Below are 21,663 nucleotides of genomic sequence, written 5' to 3'. Positions count from 1 at the left end.
CCGCACTGAGAGGCAGCGGCAATGATATAAGTACGCCCTCGTAATTATCGTTGGCGGTAAATAACCGTTGGATTTCAGTATTAACGTCTGAATGATATCCGGTCAATCGCCCAACACCAACCTCATGAAATAAGTGTGGATACCGTCTTATGGAGCAAAACCCGCAGTCACAGCTGAAACTTCTTGTCACCCGTGGTAAGGAGCAAGGCTATCTGACCTATGCCGAGGTCAATGACCATCTGCCGGAAGATATCGTCGATTCCGATCAGATCGAAGACATCATCCAAATGATCAATGACATGGGCATTCAGGTGATGGAAGAAGCGCCGGATGCCGATGACCTGATGCTGGCTGAAAACACAGCAGACGAAGATGCTGCCGAAGCCGCCGCGCAGGTGCTTTCCAGCGTGGAATCTGAAATCGGGCGCACGACTGACCCGGTACGCATGTACATGCGTGAAATGGGCACCGTTGAACTGTTGACCCGCGAAGGCGAAATTGACATCGCTAAACGCATCGAAGACGGGATCAACCAGGTTCAATGCTCCGTTGCTGAATATCCGGAAGCGATCACCTATCTGCTGGAACAGTATGATCGTGTTGAAGCAGAAGAAGCGCGTCTGTCCGATCTGATCACTGGCTTTGTTGACCCGAACGCAGAAGAAGATCTGGCACCAACCGCCACTCACGTCGGTTCTGAGCTTTCCCAGGAAGATCTGGACGATGACGAAGATGAAGACGAAGAAGATGCCGACGACGACAGTGCCGACGATGACAACAGCATCGACCCGGAGTTGGCTCGCGAAAAATTTGCTGAACTGCGCGCTCAGTACGTTGTAACGCGTGACACCATCAAAGCGAAAGGCCGCAGCCACGCTGCCGCTCAGGAAGAAATCCTGAAACTGTCTGAAGTATTCAAACAGTTCCGCCTGGTGCCGAAGCAGTTTGACTACCTGGTCAACAGTATGCGCGTCATGATGGATCGCGTTCGTACACAAGAGCGTCTGATCATGAAGCTCTGCGTTGAGCAGTGCAAAATGCCGAAGAAAAACTTCATCACCCTGTTTACCGGCAACGAAACCAGCGATACCTGGTTCAACGCGGCAATTGCGATGAACAAACCGTGGTCGGAAAAACTGCACGATGTCTCTGAAGAAGTGCATCGCGCCCTGCAGAAACTGCAGCAGATTGAAGAAGAAACCGGCCTGACCATTGAGCAGGTTAAAGACATTAACCGTCGCATGTCCATCGGTGAAGCGAAAGCCCGCCGTGCGAAGAAAGAGATGGTTGAAGCGAACTTACGTCTGGTTATTTCTATCGCTAAGAAATACACCAACCGTGGCTTGCAGTTCCTCGATCTGATTCAGGAAGGCAACATCGGTCTGATGAAAGCGGTTGATAAATTCGAATACCGTCGTGGTTACAAGTTCTCCACCTACGCAACCTGGTGGATCCGTCAGGCGATCACCCGCTCTATCGCAGATCAGGCGCGCACCATCCGTATTCCGGTGCATATGATTGAGACTATCAACAAGCTCAACCGTATTTCTCGCCAGATGCTGCAAGAAATGGGTCGTGAACCGACGCCGGAAGAACTGGCTGAACGTATGCTGATGCCGGAAGACAAAATCCGCAAAGTGCTGAAGATCGCCAAAGAGCCAATCTCCATGGAAACGCCGATCGGTGATGATGAAGATTCGCATCTGGGTGATTTCATCGAGGATACCACCCTCGAGCTGCCGCTGGATTCTGCGACCACCGAAAGCCTGCGTGCGGCAACGCACGACGTGCTGGCTGGGCTGACCGCGCGTGAAGCGAAAGTTCTGCGTATGCGTTTCGGTATCGACATGAACACCGACCACACGCTGGAAGAAGTGGGTAAACAGTTCGACGTTACCCGTGAACGTATCCGTCAGATCGAAGCGAAGGCGCTGCGTAAACTGCGTCACCCAAGCCGTTCTGAAGTACTGCGTAGCTTCCTGGACGATTAATCGGTAAGCCGGATAGGCGTTTACGCCGCATCCGGCACTTATCCCTCTGCACAAACGCCACCTTTTCGGTGGCGTTTTTATCGCCCACGCACGACCAGCGCCTGATCCAGTTCCCGATACGCCTCAACCAGTTTCTCCAGTGAAACGCGGCTTAAGCCGCTGGGATTCGGCAACACCCAAATCTGCGTCGAACCAATGGTGAGCGTTTGTTTCCCCCATTGTGCACCGCGCTGGCTGAATCCCTGTTCATATGCTTGTTTGCCCAGAATCGCCAACGCTTGCGGCTGATAATCTTCAATTTTTTCAATCAGCTTGCGCCCGCCTGCGTGCAACTCCTGCTTTGAAACTTCATTGGCTTGCACCGTTGGACGATCTACCAGTTTGGTAACACCGCAACGATAATCCAGCAGATGCTGCGCTTCCTGTGGCTTCAACTGACGGTCGGTAAATCCGGCCTGATAAATCACCTTCCAGAAGCGATTTGCCGGATGGGCAAACGGAAAGCCAGACTCTGCGGAAGAAAGACCCGGATTGATGCCACAAAACACCACACGCAATCCTGGCGCAAGAATATCGTCAACCATATTAACTCCTGAACAACACAACCCGCAGGAAGTATAACGAATTGAAAACACGTTGTTTATAAAAACAGCAGCCGCACGCTAATGGCTGGATCGCGGCACGGAGTTACTTTATAATCCGCTACCATGGCCCCTTAGCTCAGTGGTTAGAGCAGGCGACTCATAATCGCTTGGTCGCTGGTTCAAGTCCAGCAGGGGCCACCAGATACCGCAAAGGCTGACGAGAAATCGTCAGCCTTTTTTCATATATCAATTACTTTGCGTGCCAGTAAGCTGCTGCACGTACCCGCTGTGGGTCATATTGTTCCGCTTCAAAGCGGCGGCTTAAATTCTTAACCACCTTACCTTCGCCGGTTATCCAGATGAAATAATCATCGGCAGGAATTTCCAGCTGCGCCAGACGCGCGTCCACCGCCTGCTCATCATGCGCCAGCCACTCGATGTTAAAACCGTCAAGGTGCGCGAGATAATCCTGACAGGCGTTATCCCGCACGCTGACCAGCGCGGTAACTTGCGGTTTAACGGCAAGTTTGCTCAACGTTTCCAGGCGGCGGCGCAGTGCGGGCATTCCGGATTCATCACAGACATACAGCTGATACGCGTAATCTTCCGGCACCACCAGCGAACCACGCGGTCCGGCTACTGTGAGTTTATCGCCCGGTTGCGCCTGCATCGCCCAGCCGCTGGCGACACCGCCGTCATGAATAAAAAAATCGATCGCCAGTTCATGGCGCTGCTCATCATACAGTGGCGTATAGTCGCGCGACGGCGGGCGTGGCCCTTCCGGCCAGACGATACCCTCTTCTGTTACCGTTGGCGGTACAAAGTGAGCGTCAGGTTGAGGAAAGAAGAGTTTGCTGTGATCGTCAAAGCCGCGCGACGTAAAACCGTCCAACGCCTCGCCGCCGAGGACAATGCGCTGAAAACCGGCGCTGATGCGCTCAACGCGTAACACGGTCAGTTCACGGAAGCGCAGATCATTGCGAACGCGCTGTGGGTAGCGGGGAGAGTTATTCATTGTTATCGCCTTCGTGATGGTAATCAGATATATCTAAATAAAATTCGCAAATGATAATGATTGTTAATCATGATAAATGCAAGCAATTTGTAGTACTGATATATCTGAAGTATGTGAAGTCATTCAGCACCGTAGCAAGGCTGCCGGATGCGGCGTGAACGCCTTATCCGGCCTACATGTTGAGTACATCTGAGTTTAAAAATCATTTTTGTACTTGCAGCAATGCTCATATCAGATATAAATTAGATATATCTAATTAAGCAAAAGGAGGCTGATATGAGCCATCATCACGAAGGGTGTTGTAAACATGAAGGCCAGCCACGCCATGAAGGCTGCTGCAAAGGTGAGAAGTCAGAACACGAGCACTGCGGGCACGGTCACCAGCATGAACACGGTCAATGCTGCGGTGGTCGCCACGGTCGCGGTGGTGGTCGTCGGCAGCGTTTCTTTGGTCACGGTGAATTGCGCCTGGTGATTCTGGATATTCTCTCGCGCGATGACAGCCACGGTTATGAGTTGATTAAAGCGATTGAGAATCTGACCCAGGGGAATTACACCCCAAGCCCGGGCGTCATCTACCCGACGCTGGATTTTCTCCAGGAGCAGTCGCTAATTACCATCCGCGAAGAGGAAGGCGGCAAAAAACAGATTGCGCTGACCGAACAGGGCGCGCAGTGGCTGGAAGAAAACCGCGAACAAGTGGAGATGATTGAGGAACGCATCAAAGCGCGTTGCGTTGGTGCGGCGCTGCGCCAGAACCCGCAAATGAAGCGGGCGCTGGATAATTTTAAAGCGGTGCTGGACTTACGCGTCAACCAGAGCGATATCACCGACGCGCAGATAAAAAAGATCATTGCGGTGATCGACCGCGCTGCTTTTGATATTACGCAACTGGATTAATCACCGATTGCCGGATGCGGCGTTGAACGCCTTATCCGCCTACACCCGTCCGCAGGACTGATAAGATGCGTCAGCATCGCATCAGGCATTGTGTACCAACCGCCGGATGCGGCGTGAACGCCTTATCCGGCCTACACCCGTCCGTAGGCCTGATAAGATGTGTCAGCATCGCATCAGGCATTGTGCTCCAACTGCCGGATACAGCGTAAATACCTTATCCGCCTACCCCCCGTAGGCCTGATAAGATGCGCCAGCATCGCATCAGGCATTGTGCTCTAACTGCCGGATGCGGCATACCGATTAATGCAGCACCGTCACCGCGTCTTCCAGTCGGCTGGCGCGGTGTTTTACCATCGCCGACACCTGCGCGCTCTCCTCCACTAGCTCGGCGTTTTTCTGGGTGATCAGGTTAAGCTCATCTACCGCACGGGTCAGGCTGGAAAGCCCATCAGCCTGTTCCAGCGTTGAATGGCTAATCTGAGCAATTAACTGGGTGACGTTTTTTACCTGCACCACAATATCGTCCATCGTCCGCCCGGCGGCGTGTACCTGTTGCGAACCGGATTGCACCTTATCTGCACTGGCATCAATTAGCTTGCGAATATCGTTGGCAGCATTGGCGCTACGGCTGGCTAAATGACGTACCTCCCCAGCCACCACCGCGAAACCTTTGCCTTGTTCTCCGGCGCGCGCCGCTTCCACCGCCGCATTCAGGGCGAGGATATTGGTCTGAAACGCAATATCGTTAATCAGCGAAGTTATGGTGCCAATGCGCTGGGTACTGTCGGCGATATCGTCCATCGTTTTGATCACCGTGGTCATCGCTTCCCCGCCCTGCACTGCTGCATTACTGGCAGTGATAGAAAGTTTATCGGCAGCCGACGCCGTAGCAGAGTTCTGTTTCACCGACGCCGCCATCTGGTTCATGGTCGCCACCGTTTGCTGAACGTTATCAACTGTCTGCTGGGTATGTTCGTTCAGTTCATCAGTGCCTTTCGCCAGCGTCTCGCTGCCGTTTCTGACACTGGACACCTGGCTTGAGACATCATTAATTAGCCAACGGCACATCAGGCCAAGTTGCCCTACCGCGCGTAATGTCAGCCCCAGCTCATCGCTGCGATTCAAATGCTCAACACTATTACGTTCTCCGGTCGCCACCTTCAGTGCCTGACGGGCAACATTTTCTATCGGGCGTACAATCTGCCATTCAAAACAGGCATTTGCCAACAACATCACTAGCGCACAGAGGAAATACGTCACCACCGGGGCAGCAACAAACCAGAGCATTGCCGCCAGCACGATAAACATCAGCGCCATCACTCCACGCGCCCGCCAGCGAAGCGGCAATGAAGGCTGTTTTCCCAGCCAGCCTTTACGCACCACCAGACCTTTATGAATACGCTTATTTGTACGTCCGGCATTCAGCGCCTTGTACAGCGGCTCTACCGCTGCGATCTCGTCATCCGTCGCCCGTGTACGAATCGACATATAACCACTGATTTTGCCCTCACGCACCATCGGCACCACATTCGCCCGCACCCAATAATGATCGCCATTTTTGTGCCGATTTTTCACAATACCACTCCAGGGTTCCCCCTGCTTCAGGGTGTACCACATATCAGCAAAGGCCGCTTTCGGCATATCCGGATGGCGCACCATGTTATGCGGCTGTCCCTGTAACTCTTGCAAGGTATAGCCGCTAACCTGCACAAAAGTGTCATTAGCATGTGTGATATAGCTTTGTAGATTGGTAGTAGACATCAGAGTGGTATCGTCAGCCAGCGGGATATTTTGCTGGGTGACATACGAATGAGAAGACATAATCGCGTCCTGTGCAGGTTATATTGTTGTTAACTTCTTGTCAGAAGTTATGTCGGCTCCGGTGCGGTTATCTTTAGTGGTTTAATTTGATTTAGATCGCAATTTTCGATTAAAGCACAAAACCTAATTCCTTGATTTAAAATACTTTCACTTGGGTACTATCCCGGCACGTTTATTATATTGCCCAACAATCAGGCAATTATTGCCCTGACATAGTGCATTTCCTCCTGGATAGCAGGAGGTGCGCCCGATAAAAATCGTTCAAAACAACAGCAAGTGTTAACAAATAGCATTAAATATTGCATGAATGATAACCGCATTTATGTTTATCCCGATTTTCGCGATCGCAGCCGGAGTGGCGCAATCCCTGCAATACTTAAATCGGTATCATGTGATACGCGAGCCTCTGGAGCATATTTTGAACAGGTTACCTTCGAGCGCATCGGCTTTAGCGTGCAGCGCCCACGCCCTGAATCTCATTGAAAAGCGAACGCTGGATCATGAGGAGATGAAAGCACTTAACCGGGAGGTGATTGAATACTTCAAAGAGCATGTCAATCCGGGGTTTTTAGAGTATCGCAAATCTGTTACCGCCGGCGGGGATTACGGAGCCGTAGAGTGGCAAGCGGGAGGTTTAAATACGCTTGTCGACACCCAAGGACAGGAGTTTATCGACTGCCTGGGAGGTTTTGGCATTTTCAACGTGGGGCACCGTAATCCAGTTGTGGTTTCCGCCGTACAGAATCAACTTGCGAAACAGCCGCTGCACAGCCAGGAGTTGCTAGACCCATTACGGGCGATGCTGGCGAAAACCCTTGCCGCGCTAACGCCCGGTAAACTGAAATACAGCTTCTTCTGTAATAGCGGCACTGAGTCCGTTGAAGCGGCGCTGAAGCTGGCGAAGGCTTATCAGTCACCGCGCGGCAAGTTTACTTTTATTGCCACCAGCGGCGCGTTCCACGGTAAATCGCTTGGCGCACTGTCAGCCACGGCAAAATCGACCTTCCGCAAACCGTTTATGCCGCTGCTACCGGGCTTCCGTCATGTGCCGTTTGGCAATATCGAAGCCATGCGCACGGCTCTTAGCGAGTGCAAAAAAACCGGTGATGATGTGGCTGCGGTGATCCTTGAGCCGATTCAGGGCGAAGGTGGCGTCATTCTGCCGCCGCCGGGCTACCTCACCGCCGTGCGTAAGCTGTGCGATGAGTTCGGCGCACTGATGATCCTCGATGAAGTACAAACGGGCATGGGGCGCACGGGCAAGATGTTCGCCTGTGAGCATGAGAACGTTCAGCCGGATATTCTGTGTCTGGCAAAAGCCCTCGGCGGCGGCGTGATGCCGATTGGCGCAACCATCGCCACTGAAGAGGTGTTCTCAGTCCTGTTCGACAACCCGTTCCTGCATACCACCACCTTTGGCGGCAACCCGCTGGCCTGTGCGGCGGCGCTGGCGACCATCAATGTGTTGCTGGAGCAGAACTTACCGGCTCAGGCTGAACAAAAAGGCGATATGTTGCTGGACGGTTTCCGCCAACTGGCGCGGGAATATCCCGATCTGGTGCAGGAAGCGCGAGGTAAAGGGATGTTGATGGCGATTGAGTTTGTTGATAACGAAATCGGCTACAACTTTGCCAGCGAGATGTTCCGCCAGCGTGTGCTGGTCGCCGGCACGCTCAACAACGCCAAAACGATCCGCATTGAACCGCCACTGACGCTGACCATTGAACAGTGTGAACTGGTGATCAAAGCGGCGCGTAAGGCGCTGGCGGCCATGCGAGTAAGTGTCGAAGAAGCGTAATATCAAATCGGATGGCGATGCAACGTCGCCATCCGATCTCTTTATACGATTCGCACGCCCGCAGGCATCATCCGTTCCGGCGTTAACAGTACGCTTTCACTGCCGTCATCGGTTTCCGCACACAACAGCATGCATTCCGACGTTTCACCGCGCATTTTCGCTTTTTGCAGATTGCACAACACCACCACCGTTTTCCCCATCAGCTCTTCTTCGCTGTAGTACGGCACCAGGCTGGTCACGGTTTGCAGCGTTTTTTCCCCCACATCAACCTGTACAATGTACAGCTTGTCGGCGTTTTCATGGCGTTTCACTTCCACAATTTTCCCGACGCGCATTTCCAGTCGCGCAAAATCAGCGTTAGCAACGGTTTCCATTGTTTCCCCCCCTCAAGTAAAATTTTACTAAACTATAGCAAAAGTTTTTCTCAATCCTGTAGGCTAAAAATGGAGAATGCAGGCGTGATCACATTCGTAAGCCGCTGTGTTACCGTTACAGCGTCAAAGAAACGCGCTTTATTTACTGAAAACAGGTGACCCGATAAGCACTTCCTCTACAATGGAGACGCACATCAGGGAAAGTAAAAAAGGTAAACATGGCAACACTAAAAGACATCGCAATCGAAGCTGGCGTATCCCTGGCGACAGTATCCAGGGTCTTAAATGACGATCCGACGTTGAATGTGAAAGAAGAGACGAAACATCGCATTCTCGAGATCGCCGAAAAGCTGGAGTACAAGACCAGTAGCGCCCGTAAACTACAGACAGGCGCAGTCAACCAACACCATATTCTGGCTATCTACAGCTACCAACAGGAGCTGGAGATCAACGATCCTTATTATCTGGCGATCCGCCACGGCATTGAAACCCAGTGCGAAAAGCTGGCGATCGAACTGACCAACTGTTATGAGCACAACGGCTTACCGGACATTAAAAACGTCACCGGCATTTTGATTGTCGGCAAACCCACGCCCGCACTGCGCGCCGCCGCCAGCGCATTGACCGACAATATCTGTTTTATCGACTTTCACGAACCCGGCAGCGGTTACGATGCTGTGGATATCGATCTGGCACGCATCAGTAAAGAAATCATCGACTTCTATATCGATCAGGGCGTTAATCGTATTGGTTTTATTGGCGGTGAAGACTTGCCTGGCAAGGCGGATATTCGTGAAGTCGCCTTTGTGGAATATGGCCGACTGAAACAAGTGGTACGCGAAGAGGACATCTGGCGCGGCGGTTTTTCCAGTTCGTCGGGCTATGAACTGGCAAAGCAAATGCTGGCGCGGGAAGACTATCCGAAGGCGTTGTTTGTCGCTTCTGATTCCATTGCTATCGGCGTACTGCGGGCAATTCATGAACGCGGCCTGAACATCCCGCAGGATATTTCGCTTATCAGCGTGAACGACATCCCCACCGCGCGATTTACCTTTCCGCCGCTCTCAACCGTGCGCATCCATTCCGAAATGATGGGAAGCCAGGGCGTTAACCTGTTGTATGAAAAGGCTCGCGATGGTCGCGCGCTGCCGCTGTTAGTCTTCGTTCCCAGCAAATTAAAACTGCGCGGCACGACCCGCTAAATCTCCTTACACACTGTCCGGCAATCGTTTTTGCCGGGCAGTGCTGCCGTTTATTTTCGTGATCCAGTTAAAGTAAATGCATTTACCTGCTACTTTTTAGTAAAAATTTTACTAAACTCCCCAGCAATTACACAAACTACCATCACCATGAATGGTTCCGATTTCTCTCTACCGGGAGGCCCTATGAATCGCTGGGAAAACATTCAACTCACCCACGAAAACCGACTTGCGCCGCGTGCGTACTTTTTTTCATATGATTCTGTTGAGCAGGCGCGTACCTTTGCCCGCGAAACCAGCAGCTTGTTTCAGCCCTTAAGCGGTCAGTGGAATTTCCATTTTTTTGACCATCCGCTACAAGTGCCAGAAGCCTTCACTTCCGAGTTAATGGCTGACTGGGGGGACATTACCGTCCCCGCCATGTGGCAAATGGAAGGCCACGGCAAACTGCAATATACCGACGAAGGTTTTCCGTTCCCCATCGATGTGCCTTTTGTCCCCAGCGATAACCCAACCGGTGCCTATCAACGTATTTTCACCCTCAGCGACGGCTGGCAGGGCAAGCAGACGCTGATTAAATTTGACGGCGTCGAAACCTATTTTGAAGTCTACGTTAACGGTCAGTATGTGGGTTTCAGCAAGGGCAGTCGCCTGACCGCAGAGTTTGACATCAGCGCGATGGTTAAAACCGGCGATAACCTGTTGTGTGTGCGCGTGATGCAGTGGGCGGACTCCACCTACGTGGAAGACCAGGATATGTGGTGGTCAGCGGGGATCTTCCGCGATGTTTATCTGATCGGTAAACAACCGACGCATATTAACGATTTCACCGTGCGCACCGACTTTGACGAAGCCTATTGCGATGCCACGCTCTCCTGCGAAGTGGTGCTGGAAAACCTCGCCGCCTCCCCTGTCGTAACGACGCTGGAATATACCCTGTTCGACGGCGAACGCGTGGTGCACAGCAGCGCCATTCCTCATCTGGCAATTGAAAAACTGACCAGCGCCAGCTTTGCTTTTACTGTCGAACAGCCGCAGCAATGGTCGGCAGAATCTCCTTATCTTTACCATCTGGTCATGACGCTGAAAGACGCCGACGGCAACATTCTGGAAGTGGTGCCGCAACGCGTCGGCTTCCGTGATATCAAAGTGCGCGACGGTCTGTTCTGGATCAATAACCGTTATGTAATGCTGCACGGCGTCAACCGTCACGACAACGATCATCGCAAAGGCCGCGCCGTTGGAATGGATCGCGTCGAGAAAGATCTCCAGTTGATGAAGCAGCACAACATCAACTCCGTGCGTACCGCTCACTACCCGAACGATCCGCGTTTTTACGAACTGTGTGATATCTACGGCCTGTTTGTGATGGCGGAAACCGACGTCGAATCGCACGGCTTTGCTAATGTCGGCGATATCAGCCGTATTACCGACGATCCGCAGTGGGAAAAGGTCTACGTCGAGCGCATCGTTCGCCATATTCACGCGCAGAAAAACCATCCGTCGATCATCATCTGGTCGCTGGGCAACGAGTCCGGCTATGGCTGTAATATCCGCGCGATGTACCACGCGGCGAAGGCGCTCGATGACACGCGTCTGGTGCACTACGAAGAAGATCGCGATGCTGAAGTGGTCGATATTATTTCCACCATGTACACCCGCGTGCCGCTGATGAATGAGTTTGGTGAATATCCGCATCCGAAGCCGCGTATCATCTGCGAATACGCTCATGCGATGGGGAACGGACCGGGCGGGCTAACGGAATACCAGAACGTCTTCTATAAGCACGATTGCATTCAGGGACATTATGTCTGGGAATGGTGCGACCACGGGATCCAGGCGCAGGATGACAACGGCAATGTCTGGTATAAATTCGGCGGCGATTACGGCGACTATCCCAACAACTATAACTTCTGTCTTGATGGTTTGATCTACTCCGATCAGACGCCGGGACCAGGCCTGAAAGAGTACAAACAGGTTATTGCGCCGGTAAAAATCCACGCGCTGGATCTGACTCGCGGCGAGCTAAAAGTCGAAAATAAACTGTGGTTTACCACGCTTGATGACTACACCCTGCACGCAGAGGTGCGCGCCGAAGGTGAAACGCTCGCGACGCAGCAAATTAAGCTGCACGACGTTGCGCCAAACAGCGAAGCGCCATTGCGCATTACGCTGCCACAACTGGACGCCCGCGAAGCGTTCCTCAACATTACGGTGACCAAAGATTCCCGCACCCGCTACAGCGACGCCGGGCACCCTATCGCTACTTATCAGTTCCCGCTGAAGGAAAACACCGCGCAGCCAGTGCCTTTCGCACCAAATAATGCTCGTCCGCTGACGCTGGAAGACGATCGTTTGAGCTGCACCGTTCGCGGCTACAACTTCGCAATCACCTTCTCAAAAATGAGTGGCAAACCGACGTCATGGCAGGTGAATGGCGAATCAATGCTGACTCGCGAGCCAAAGATCAACTTCTTCAAGCCAATGATCGACAACCACAAGCAGGAGTACGAAGGGCTGTGGCAGCCGAATCATTTGCAGATCATGCAGGAACATCTGCGCGACTTTGCCGTTGAGCAAAGCGATGGCGAAGTGTTGATCATCAGCCGCACGGTTATTGCCCCGCCGGTGTTTGACTTCGGGATGCGCTGCACCTACATCTGGCGTATCGCTGCCGATGGACAGGTTAACGTGGCGCTTTCCGGCGAGCGTTACGGTGACTATCCGCACATCATTCCGTGCATCGGTTTCACCATGGGGATTAACGGCGAATACGACCAGGTGGCGTATTACGGTCGTGGACCGGGCGAAAACTACGCCGACAGCCAGCAGGCTAACATCATCGATATCTGGCGCAGTAACGTCGATGCCATGTTCGAGAACTATCCCTTCCCGCAGAACAACGGCAACCGTCAGCATGTCCGCTGGGCGGCACTGACTAACCGCCACGGCAACGGTCTGCTGGTGGTTCCGCAGCGCCCAATTAACTTCAGCGCCTGGCACTACACCCAGGAAAACATCCACGCAGCCCAACACTGCAACGAACTTCAGCGCAGTGATGACATCACCCTGAATCTTGACCACCAGCTGCTTGGCCTCGGCTCCAACTCCTGGGGCAGCGAAGTGCTGGACTCCTGGCGCGTCTGGTTCCGTGACTTCAGCTACGGCTTTACGTTGCTGCCGGTTTCTGGCGGAGAAGCTACCGCGCAAAGCCTGGCGTCGTATGAGTTCGGCGCAGGGTTCTTTTCCACGAATTTGCACAGCGAGAATAAGCAATGAGGATCATCGATAACTTAGAACAGTTCCGCCAGATTTACGCCTCTGGCAAGAAGTGGCAACGCTGCGTTGAAGCGATTGAAAATATCGACAACATTCAGCCCGGCGTCGCCCACTCCATCGGTGACTCATTGACCTACCGTGTGGAAAATGACTCCGCGACCGATGCGTTATTTACCGGGCATCGTCGTTATTTTGAAGTGCATTACTACCTGCAAGGGCAGCAAAAGATTGAATATGCGCCGAAAGAGACATTACAGGTAGTGGAATATTATCGCGATGAAACTGACCGTGAATATTTAAAAGGCTGCGGAGAAACCGTCGAGGTTCACGAAGGGCAAATCGTTATTTGCGATATCCATGAAGCGTATCGGTTTATCTGCAATAACGCGGTCAAAAAAGTGGTTCTCAAAGTCACCATCGAAGATGGTTATTTCCATAACAAATAACAACTACGGCGGCAAAAGGAGTTTGCCGCCACCGCTACCCTACTCATTTTCGGAGATGTGTTATGTCTGATACCAAACGTAATACAATCGGCAAATTCGGCTTGCTCTCGCTGACTTTTGCCGCCGTTTACAGCTTTAACAACGTTATCAATAATAATATTGAGCTTGGACTGGCCTCGGCACCGATGTTTTTCCTCGCAACGATTTTTTATTTTATTCCCTTCTGTCTGATCATCGCAGAATTTGTCTCGTTAAATAAAAACTCGGAAGCCGGTGTCTACGCGTGGGTAAAAAGTTCGCTGGGCGGACGTTGGGCATTTATTACTGCCTATACCTACTGGTTCGTAAACCTGTTCTTTTTCACCTCGCTGTTGCCGCGCGTTATTGCTTACGCTTCATATGCCTTCCTCGGCTACGAATATATTATGACGCCAGTTGCCACCACCATTATCAGTATGGTGCTGTTCGCCTTCTCCACCTGGGTTTCTACCAACGGGGCGAAAATGCTGGGGCCAATTACCTCCGTCACTTCAACGCTGATGCTGCTGTTAACGCTCTCCTACATTTTACTGGCAGGTACGGCGCTGGTTGGCGGCGTACAGCCTGCCGATCCGATCACTGTTGACGCGATGATCCCGAACTTCAACTGGGCGTTCCTCGGCGTTACCACCTGGATCTTTATGGCCGCAGGCGGCGCGGAGTCCGTCGCGGTGTACGTTAACGACGTCAAAGGCGGTTCGAAATCGTTCGTTAAAGTGATCATCCTCGCCGGGATTTTCATTGGCGTACTGTATTCCGTCTCCTCGGTGCTGATTAACGTCTTCGTCAGCAGCAAAGAGTTGAAATTTACCGGCGGATCGGTACAGGTATTCCACGGCATGGCGGCGTATTTTGGTCTACCTGAAGCGTTGATGAATCGCTTTGTCGGTCTGGTATCCTTTACTGCGATGTTCGGTTCCCTGCTGATGTGGACCGCAACGCCGGTGAAAATTTTCTTCTCCGAAATCCCGGAAGGCATCTTTGGTAAGAAAACCGTTGAACTGAACGAAAACGGCGTTCCGGCGCGTGCAGCGTGGATCCAGTTCCTGATCGTCATCCCGCTGATGATTATCCCGATGCTCGGTTCCAATACCGTGCAGGATCTGATGAATACCATTATTAATATGACCGCCGCAGCGTCCATGCTTCCGCCGTTATTCATCATGCTGGCTTACCTGAATTTACGCGCCAAATTAGATCACCTGCCACGTGATTTCCGTATGGGTTCCCGCCGCACCGGTATTATCGTTGTTTCAATGCTGATTGCGATATTTGCCGTAGGGTTTGTCGCTTCGACATTCCCGACTGGCGCGAATATTCTGACCATCATTTTTTATAACGTCGGCGGTATTGTTATCTTCCTCGGCTTTGCGTGGTGGAAATACAGTAAATATATAAAGGGATTAACGGCTGAAGAACGTCATATTGAAGCAACGCCAGCCAATAATGTTGATTAAGCAGACTAATAAAAAATGAGCAGGCATTTTCCCTCTTCCTGGATGGGGTGAGGGAAAATAGTTTCTGCCTTAATATTTTTATAATTACAACGATAAAAGGCTGTATTTTTTCTTTAGCTCATGGATTAACACAATGAAATTAATCACTGCACCATGCAGAGCATTACTTGCTCTGCCGTTTTGCTACGCCTTTTCTGCGGCCGCTGATGAAGTACGTCCGGCAGAACATGACGACACAAAAACACCCGCCATTACCTCGACGTCTTCTCCTTCATTTCGTTTTTACGGCGAATTAGGGGTTGGTGGATATATGGATTTAGAAGGTGAGAATAAACATAAATACAGCGACGGAACTTATATCGAAGGCGGTCTGGAGATGAAATATGGCTCCTGGTTCGGCCTGATTTACGGCGAAGGCTGGACCGTGCAGGCCGACCACGACGGCAATGCCTGGGTGCCTGACCATAGCTGGGGTGGTTTTGAAGGTGGGATTAACCGTTTTTATGGCGGTTATCGTACTAACGATGGCACCGAAATCATGCTCAGTCTGCGCCAGGATTCCTCGCTGGATGACCTGCAATGGTGGGGCGATTTCACGCCCGATCTGGGCTACGTCATTCCCAATACCCGCGACATTATGACCGCGCTGAAGGTGCAGAACTTAAGCGGCAACTTTCGTTATAGCGTCACCGCCACACCTGCCGGACATCATGACGAAAGCAAAGCCTGGCTACATTTTGGCAAGTACGATCGCTACGACGACAAATATACCTATCCGGCAATGATGAACGGTTACATCCAGTATGACCTTGCCGAAGGCATCACCTGGATGAACGGTCTGGAAATCACCGACGGCACTGGACAACTCTATCTCACGGGCCTGCTTACCCCTAACTTTGCCGCTCGCGCCTGGCACCATACCGGACGCGCCGACGGGCTGGACGTACCGGGAAGTGAAAGCGGGATAATGGTGAGCGCCATGTATGAAGCGTTAAAAGGCGTTTATCTCTCCACCGCTTACACCTACGCCAAACATCGCCCTGACCACGCTGACGATGAAACCACCTCTTTCATGCAGTTTGGTATCTGGTACGAATACGGCGGCGGACGTTTCGCAACGGCTTTTGATAGCCGCTTCTACATGAAAAATGCCTCTAACGATCCCAGCGACCAAATCTTCCTGATGCAATATTTTTACTGGTAATAAGGACTGTAATTTCATGAAAATCAAAACTATTTTAACGCCAGTAGCCTGTGCTCTGCTGATGAGCTTTTCCGCCCATGCCGCTAACGCCGACAATTATAAAAATGTGATTAACCGTACCGGCGCGCCGCAGTACATGAAGGATTACGACTACGACGATCACCAGCGTTTTAACCCGTTTTTTGATCTCGGTGCCTGGCATGGTCACTTGTTGCCAGACGGCCCGAACACCATGGGCGGTTTTCCGGGCGTTGCGCTGCTGACAGAAGAGTACATCAACTTTATGGCGACCAATTTCGACCGCCTGACCGTCTGGCAGGACGGCAAGAAAGTCGACTTCACGCTGGAGGCATACAGTATTCCCGGCGCGCTGGTGCAAAAACTGATAGCAAAAGATGTGCAGGTTGAAATGACCCTGCGCTTCGCCACGCCGCGCACCTCACTACTGGAAACTAAAATCATCAGCGATAAACCGCTGGATCTGGTGTGGGATGGCGAGCTGCTGGAAAAACTGGAAGCAAAAGAAGGGAAACCACTTTCCGATAAAACCATTGCTGGCGAGTACCCTGATTATCAACGCAAAATCAGCGCCACCCGTGATGGCCTGAAAGTCACCTTTGGCAAAGTGCGCGCCACCTGGGATCTACTGACCTCCGGCGAATCGGAATATCAGGTGCATAAATCCCTGCCAGTGCAGACTGAAATCAACGGCAATCGCTTTACCAGTAAGGCGCATATCAACGGGTCAACGACGCTCTATACCACCTATTCCCATCTGCTGACCGCCCAGGAAGTTAGCAAAGAGCAGATGCAGATCCACGATATTCTGGCGCGTCCGGCGTTTTATCTCACCGCCTCGCAGCAACGCTGGGAAGAGTATCTGAAGAAAGGGTTAACCAATCCGGATGCGACGCCGGAACAGACGCGCGTCGCGGTGAAAGCAATCGAAACGCTTAACGGTAACTGGCGCTCGCCTGGCGGTGCGGTGAAATATAACACCGTTACGCCGTCGGTAACCGGGCGCTGGTTCTCCGGCAATCAGACCTGGCCGTGGGATACCTGGAAGCAGGCGTTTGCGATGGCGCATTTCAATCCGGACATCGCCAAAGAGAATATCCGCGCGGTCTTCTCCTGGCAGATCCAGCCTGGCGATAGCGTGCGTCCGCAGGATGTGGGCTTTGTCCCCGACCTGATTGCGTGGAACCTTAGCCCCGAGCGTGGCGGTGATGGCGGCAACTGGAACGAACGTAACACCAAACCCAGCCTTGCCGCCTGGTCGGTGATGGAAGTGTATAACGTCACCCAGGATAAAGCCTGGCTGACAGAGATGTACCCGAAACTGGTGGCCTATCACGACTGGTGGTTACGTAACCGCGATCATAACGGCAACGGCGTGCCGGAATATGGCGCGACCCGCGATAAAGCCCACAACACCGAGAGCGGTGAGATGCTGTTTACGGTGAAAAAAGGCGACAAAGAAGAGACGCAGTCTGGCCTGAACAACTACGCCCGCGTGGTGGAGAAAGGCCAGTATGACAGTCTGGAAATTCCGGCACAGGTCGCTGCGTCGTGGGAATCGGGGCGTGATGACGCCGCCGTCTTTGGGTTTATCGACAAAGAACAGCTGGATAAATATGTCGCTAACGGCGGCAAACGTAGCGACTGGACGGTGAAATTCGCCGAAAACCGCAGTCAGGACGGAACGTTGCTGGGCTACTCGCTATTGCAGGAGTCGGTGGATCAGGCCAGCTATATGTACAGCGATAACCATTATCTGGCGGAGATGGCAACCATCCTCGGTAAGCCGGAAGAGGCCAAACGCTATCGCCAGTTGGCACAGCAGCTCGCGGACTACATCAACACCTGTATGTTCGACCCGACTACACAGTTCTACTATGACGTGCGCATTGAAGATAAACCGCTGGCAAACGGCTGCGCGGGCAAACCGATAGTCGAGCGCGGTAAAGGGCCGGAAGGCTGGTCGCCGCTGTTTAACGGTGCGGCAACGCAGGCCAATGCCGACGCGGTGGTGAAGGTGATGCTGGACACTAAAGAGTTCAACACCTTTGTACCGCTGGGAACGGCAGCGTTAACCAACCCGGCCTTTGGCGCGGATATCTACTGGCGTGGGCGCGTATGGGTGGATCAGTTCTGGTTTGGTCTGAAAGGGATGGAGCGTTACGGTTATCGTGATGATGCCCTGAAGCTGGCGGATACGTTCTTCCGGCACGCCAAAGGATTAACCGCCGATGGTCCGATTCAGGAGAATTACAATCCGCTGACCGGCGCGCAGCAAGGGGCACCCAATTTCTCCTGGAGTGCCGCGCATTTGTATATGTTGTATAACGATTTTTTCCGTAAGCAGTAATTTTCAACGGCTGGCGGATGCGGCGTAAACGCCTTATCCGCCCTACATGTGCAATCCCCCAGGTCGGATAAGACGCGGCAAGCGTCGCATCCGGCATTACCCCCGGGCGCATTCTTTTTGAATCCCATCACAAACCCCGCATTCCCCTTTTCCCTTTTCCCCGGCGACGGCTAAATTAGAACTCATCCGACCACATAACAATTATTTTACATACTGGACAATTTTATGAGCTACCTGTCGCTGTTCGCCCCGCTGGATTTAGGTTTTACCACGTTAAAAAACCGCGTGTTGATGGGCTCAATGCACACCGGGCTGGAGGAATACCCGGACGGCGCTGAACGGCTGGCGGCGTTTTATGCTGAACGCGCCCGTCACGGCGTGGCGCTGATTGTCAGCGGCGGCATTGCACCAGATTTCACAGGCGTTGGCATGGAAGGCGGCGCAATGCTCAATGACGTCAGCCAGATCCCGCACCATCGCACCATTACTGAAGCGGTGCATCAGGAAGGCGGCAAAATTGCCCTACAAATTTTGCATACCGGGCGCTACAGCTACCAGCCGCATCTGGTGGCACCTTCCGCATTGCAGGCTCCCATCAACCGTTTCGTTCCTCATGAACTCACCCATGAAGAGATTCTGCAACTGATCGACAATTTCGCCCGCTGCGCGCAACTGGCGCGGGAGGCCGGATACGATGGCGTAGAGGTAATGGGTTCCGAAGGATATTTGATCAACGAATTTCTGACCTTGCGCACCAACCAGCGTAGCGACCAATGGGGCGGCGATTACCCTAACCGGATGCGGTTTGCCGTTGAAGTGGTGCGAGCAGTGCGCGAACGCGTCGGCAACGACTTCATTATTATCTACCGACTGTCGATGCTCGACCTGGTCGAAGGCGGCGGTACTTTTGCCGAAACGGTAGATCTGGCGCAGGCCATTGAAGCGGCTGGCGCAACCATTATTAATACTGGCATTGGCTGGCATGAAGCGCGTATTCCGACCATCGCCACGCCCGTGCCGCGCGGCGCATTTAGCTGGGTCACGCGCAAACTGAAAGGTCACGTCTCGCTGCCGCTGGTGACCACCAACCGGATTAACGATCCGCAGGTTGCCGACGACATTCTCTCGCGCGGTGATGCCGATATGGTATCGATGGCGCGACCGTTTCTTGCTGATGCGGAGCTGCTGTCAAAAGCGCAATCAGGGCGAGCCGATGAGATCAACACCTGCATTGGCTGCAATCAGGCCTGTCTCGATCAGATCTTCGTTGGCAAAGTCACCTCGTGCCTGGTGAATCCTCGCGCCTGCCATGAAACCAAAATGCCGATCCTTCCTGCCGTGCAGAAAAAAAATCTGGCGGTGGTCGGTGCCGGTCCGGCGGGGCTGGCGTTTGCCATTAACGCGGCGGCGCGTGGTCATCAGGTAACGTTGTTTGATGCGCACAGTGAGATCGGCGGTCAGTTTAATATCGCCAAACAGATCCCCGGCAAAGAGGAGTTTTACGAAACGCTACGTTACTACCGGCGGATGATCGAAGTAACAGGCGTGACGCTGAAACTCAATCACACCGTGACGGCGGATCAGTTAGAGTCGTTCGATGAAACGATCCTCGCTAGCGGGATCGTGCCGCGCGTTCCGCCTATCGACGGGATCGATCATCCGAAGGTATTGAGTTATCTCGATGTACTGCGCGACAAAGCGCCGGTGGGCAACAAAGTTGCCATCATCGGTTGTGGCGGGATTGGCTTTGACACGGCGATGTATTTAAGTCAGCCGGGCGAATCCACCAGCCAGAATATCGCCGAGTTCTGTAATGAGTGGGGGATCGACAGCAGCCTACAACAGGCTGGTGGCTTAAGTTCGCAAGGGATGCTGATCCCCCGTAGCCCACGGCAGATTGTGATGCTCCAACGCAAAGCCAGCAAACCAGGTCAGGGGCTGGGTAAAACCACAGGCTGGATCCATCGCACCACCCTGCTCTCGCGAGGCGTGAAAATGATCCCAGGCGTAAGTTATCAGAAGATCGACGATGACGGGCTGCATGTGGTGATCAACGGCGAAACGCAGGTATTAGCCGTGGACAATGTGGTGATCTGCGCAGGGCAAGAGCCAAACCGCGCGCTGGCGCAACCGCTGATTGATAGCGGGAAAACCGTGCATTTGATTGGCGGCTGCGACGTGGCTATGGAGCTGGACGCACGCCGAGCGATTGCCCAGGGAACACGGCTTGCACTGGAGATTTAAATCGTTATTTGACGTGCCGGATGCTGCGTTCATGCCGCATCCGGCAGTTGCATTAATCAATAAACAAGGCGGGAGAAATACCGAATCGCGCTGCCAGTTTTTTAGCGTGTTCCAGCGTTAATTTCCTCTTCCCGTTCAAAACGCGTGACACCATCGACTTGCTACCAATTTCCGGCAGATCGGAAAGGGTTAAACCGTATTGATCCATCAGGGTACGAATCACAGCAACACCACCTGGCATGGCTTGAGCCATGGCATTAAATTCAGCAAATTCGGGCGCTGATTCTTCCCACGCGGTTATTTTGGCACACACCAGATCCAGCAAGGGATTTTCAGGATCGTTAAGCAGCAGATGATCGACCAGTTCCAGCGCCTGGGCGTATTGTTCTTCGTTCTGGATACCCGCCAGAAAAGGTGCCACAGCAGTTAGCTTTTCTCCCGCCTGCAAGATGTCGGCAATCGCAATCATTTTTTCCCCTTAGTACGATGAATGGCGGTAAAGAAATCGTATTCTTTGTGCGTCATAACTTCGCGTATGTAGCACTTTTGCGATTCAAAAAAGACCATTGCGACAACACGTAATTCATTGCCCCCGACATTGAAAACATAATGCTTATCCAGATATTTGAAGTTATCCAGAGATGGGAACACTGCTTTTAATGACTCAGGTTTTTTGAAATATCCCTTAGCAATCGTGTTCCCCAAAGCCACCAGCTCCGTTTTGTGTTGCGGGTATTTTTCCGCAGCATCTTTCAGTGCTTTTTGAGTGATCAGGTGCATTCTTCATCATGTCCGTTGACAAATTGGCAATATGATAACATTCGTTGACAGATTGGCAACGAATGAATTTATCTGTATGACGGAAGAATAAACGTTGAGAAATGCCAAACAAGAGAATGCAGGGGGCGGTGACAGGGATTTTTTGTTTTATGGAAGCGAGATTC

Annotated in this window: 16 protein-coding genes and 1 tRNA gene; 11 read left to right on the top strand and 6 right to left on the bottom strand. The window is 52.5% G+C overall.

What is annotated here, in order from left to right:
• The first annotated feature begins 149 nt into the window (after positions 1 to 149).
• Positions 150 to 1,991 (top strand): RNA polymerase sigma factor RpoD, encoded by a 1,842-nt coding sequence (rpoD, locus tag A7Z06_RS01905; RefSeq protein WP_000437367.1) that lies wholly within the window; start codon positions 150 to 152, stop codon positions 1,989 to 1,991.
• Between the two features lie 77 nt (positions 1,992 to 2,068).
• Here the strand turns inward: rpoD and mug are convergent, their stop codons facing one another.
• Positions 2,069 to 2,575 carry a G/U mismatch-specific DNA glycosylase gene (gene mug, locus A7Z06_RS01900; protein ID WP_000227303.1) on the bottom strand — a complete coding sequence of 169 codons (507 nt, stop codon included), beginning with the start codon at positions 2,573 to 2,575 and terminating at the stop codon, positions 2,069 to 2,071.
• A 125-nt stretch (positions 2,576 to 2,700) separates the two neighbouring features.
• On the opposite strand from mug, the gene A7Z06_RS01895 reads away from it, so the two are divergent.
• Positions 2,701 to 2,776: transfer RNA gene (locus A7Z06_RS01895), tRNA-Ile, on the top strand.
• Between the two features lie 49 nt (positions 2,777 to 2,825).
• On the opposite strand, the gene nfeF is transcribed toward A7Z06_RS01895, so the two are convergent.
• Positions 2,826 to 3,590: an NADPH-dependent ferric chelate reductase NfeF gene (gene nfeF / locus A7Z06_RS01890; RefSeq protein ID WP_001065906.1), complete on the bottom strand. Its 765-nt coding sequence runs from the start codon at positions 3,588 to 3,590 to the stop codon at positions 2,826 to 2,828.
• Positions 3,591 to 3,866: 276 nt separating this feature from the next.
• Here nfeF and nfeR point away from each other — a divergent pair, with 276 nt between their 5' ends.
• The gene (nfeR, locus tag A7Z06_RS01880) at positions 3,867 to 4,490 is read left to right on the top strand and encodes a DNA-binding transcriptional regulator NfeR (RefSeq protein ID WP_000018005.1); all 624 of its coding nucleotides are present in this window, start codon (positions 3,867 to 3,869) and stop codon (positions 4,488 to 4,490) included.
• Between the two features lie 300 nt (positions 4,491 to 4,790).
• Here the strand turns inward: nfeR and aer are convergent, their stop codons facing one another.
• The gene (gene aer / locus A7Z06_RS01875) at positions 4,791 to 6,311 is read right to left on the bottom strand and encodes an aerotaxis sensor receptor Aer (RefSeq protein WP_105279321.1); all 1,521 of its coding nucleotides are present in this window, start codon (positions 6,309 to 6,311) and stop codon (positions 4,791 to 4,793) included.
• 418 nt (positions 6,312 to 6,729) lie between these two features.
• On the opposite strand from aer, the gene ygjG reads away from it, so the two are divergent.
• Entirely contained in the window at positions 6,730 to 8,109 is a 1,380-nt protein-coding gene (gene ygjG / locus A7Z06_RS01865; protein WP_001309772.1) for a putrescine aminotransferase, read from the top strand.
• 41 nt (positions 8,110 to 8,150) lie between these two features.
• Here the strand turns inward: ygjG and A7Z06_RS01860 are convergent, their stop codons facing one another.
• Positions 8,151 to 8,483, bottom strand: a complete 333-nt coding sequence (locus tag A7Z06_RS01860; protein WP_000450581.1) for a tRNA-binding protein — start codon at positions 8,481 to 8,483, stop codon at positions 8,151 to 8,153.
• A gap of 218 nt (positions 8,484 to 8,701) precedes the next feature.
• Here A7Z06_RS01860 and ebgR point away from each other — a divergent pair, with 218 nt between their 5' ends.
• The 7 genes from ebgR to fadH all read left to right on the top strand — a co-directional run bounded on the left by ebgR (position 8,702) and on the right by fadH (position 20,719).
• Positions 8,702 to 9,685: a transcriptional regulator EbgR gene (gene ebgR, locus A7Z06_RS01850; RefSeq protein ID WP_000212441.1), complete on the top strand. Its 984-nt coding sequence runs from the start codon at positions 8,702 to 8,704 to the stop codon at positions 9,683 to 9,685.
• 183 nt (positions 9,686 to 9,868) lie between these two features.
• Complete coding sequence (gene ebgA / locus A7Z06_RS01845) at positions 9,869 to 12,961, top strand: beta-galactosidase subunit alpha (protein ID WP_001082932.1); 3,093 nt, start codon at positions 9,869 to 9,871, stop codon at positions 12,959 to 12,961.
• A complete protein-coding gene (locus A7Z06_RS01840; protein WP_001219943.1) occupies positions 12,958 to 13,407 on the top strand; it encodes a beta-galactosidase subunit beta in 450 nt (149 codons plus the stop codon). The genes ebgA and A7Z06_RS01840 overlap by 4 nt, the downstream gene beginning before the upstream one ends.
• 62 nt (positions 13,408 to 13,469) lie before the next feature.
• The gene (locus A7Z06_RS01835; protein WP_001285444.1) at positions 13,470 to 14,903 is read left to right on the top strand and encodes an amino acid permease; all 1,434 of its coding nucleotides are present in this window, start codon (positions 13,470 to 13,472) and stop codon (positions 14,901 to 14,903) included.
• Between the two features lie 133 nt (positions 14,904 to 15,036).
• Positions 15,037 to 16,107 (top strand): protein YgjJ, encoded by a 1,071-nt coding sequence (gene ygjJ, locus A7Z06_RS01830; protein ID WP_000767629.1) that lies wholly within the window; start codon positions 15,037 to 15,039, stop codon positions 16,105 to 16,107.
• A 16-nt stretch (positions 16,108 to 16,123) separates the two neighbouring features.
• Positions 16,124 to 18,475, top strand: coding sequence for an alpha-glucosidase (gene ygjK / locus A7Z06_RS01825; RefSeq protein WP_105279320.1), 2,352 nt, complete (start codon positions 16,124 to 16,126; stop codon positions 18,473 to 18,475).
• Between the two features lie 225 nt (positions 18,476 to 18,700).
• Positions 18,701 to 20,719 (top strand): NADPH-dependent 2,4-dienoyl-CoA reductase, encoded by a 2,019-nt coding sequence (gene fadH / locus A7Z06_RS01820; protein ID WP_105279319.1) that lies wholly within the window; start codon positions 18,701 to 18,703, stop codon positions 20,717 to 20,719.
• Between the two features lie 52 nt (positions 20,720 to 20,771).
• On the opposite strand, the gene higA is transcribed toward fadH, so the two are convergent.
• Positions 20,772 to 21,188, bottom strand: a complete 417-nt coding sequence (higA, locus tag A7Z06_RS01815) for a type II toxin-antitoxin system antitoxin HigA (protein WP_000560254.1) — start codon at positions 21,186 to 21,188, stop codon at positions 20,772 to 20,774.
• Complete coding sequence (gene higB / locus A7Z06_RS01810; protein WP_000550188.1) at positions 21,185 to 21,499, bottom strand: type II toxin-antitoxin system toxin HigB; 315 nt, start codon at positions 21,497 to 21,499, stop codon at positions 21,185 to 21,187. Before higB ends, higA begins: the two co-directional genes overlap by 4 nt.
• Between the last annotated feature and the right edge of the window lie 164 nt (positions 21,500 to 21,663).

It is taken from the genome of Escherichia sp. MOD1-EC6819 (genome assembly GCF_002965765.1).
GTDB classification, from domain to species: domain Bacteria; phylum Pseudomonadota; class Gammaproteobacteria; order Enterobacterales; family Enterobacteriaceae; genus Escherichia; species Escherichia ruysiae.
Note: the sequence above shows the minus strand (reverse complement) of the source record. Positions and strands in the feature narration are given on the sequence as shown.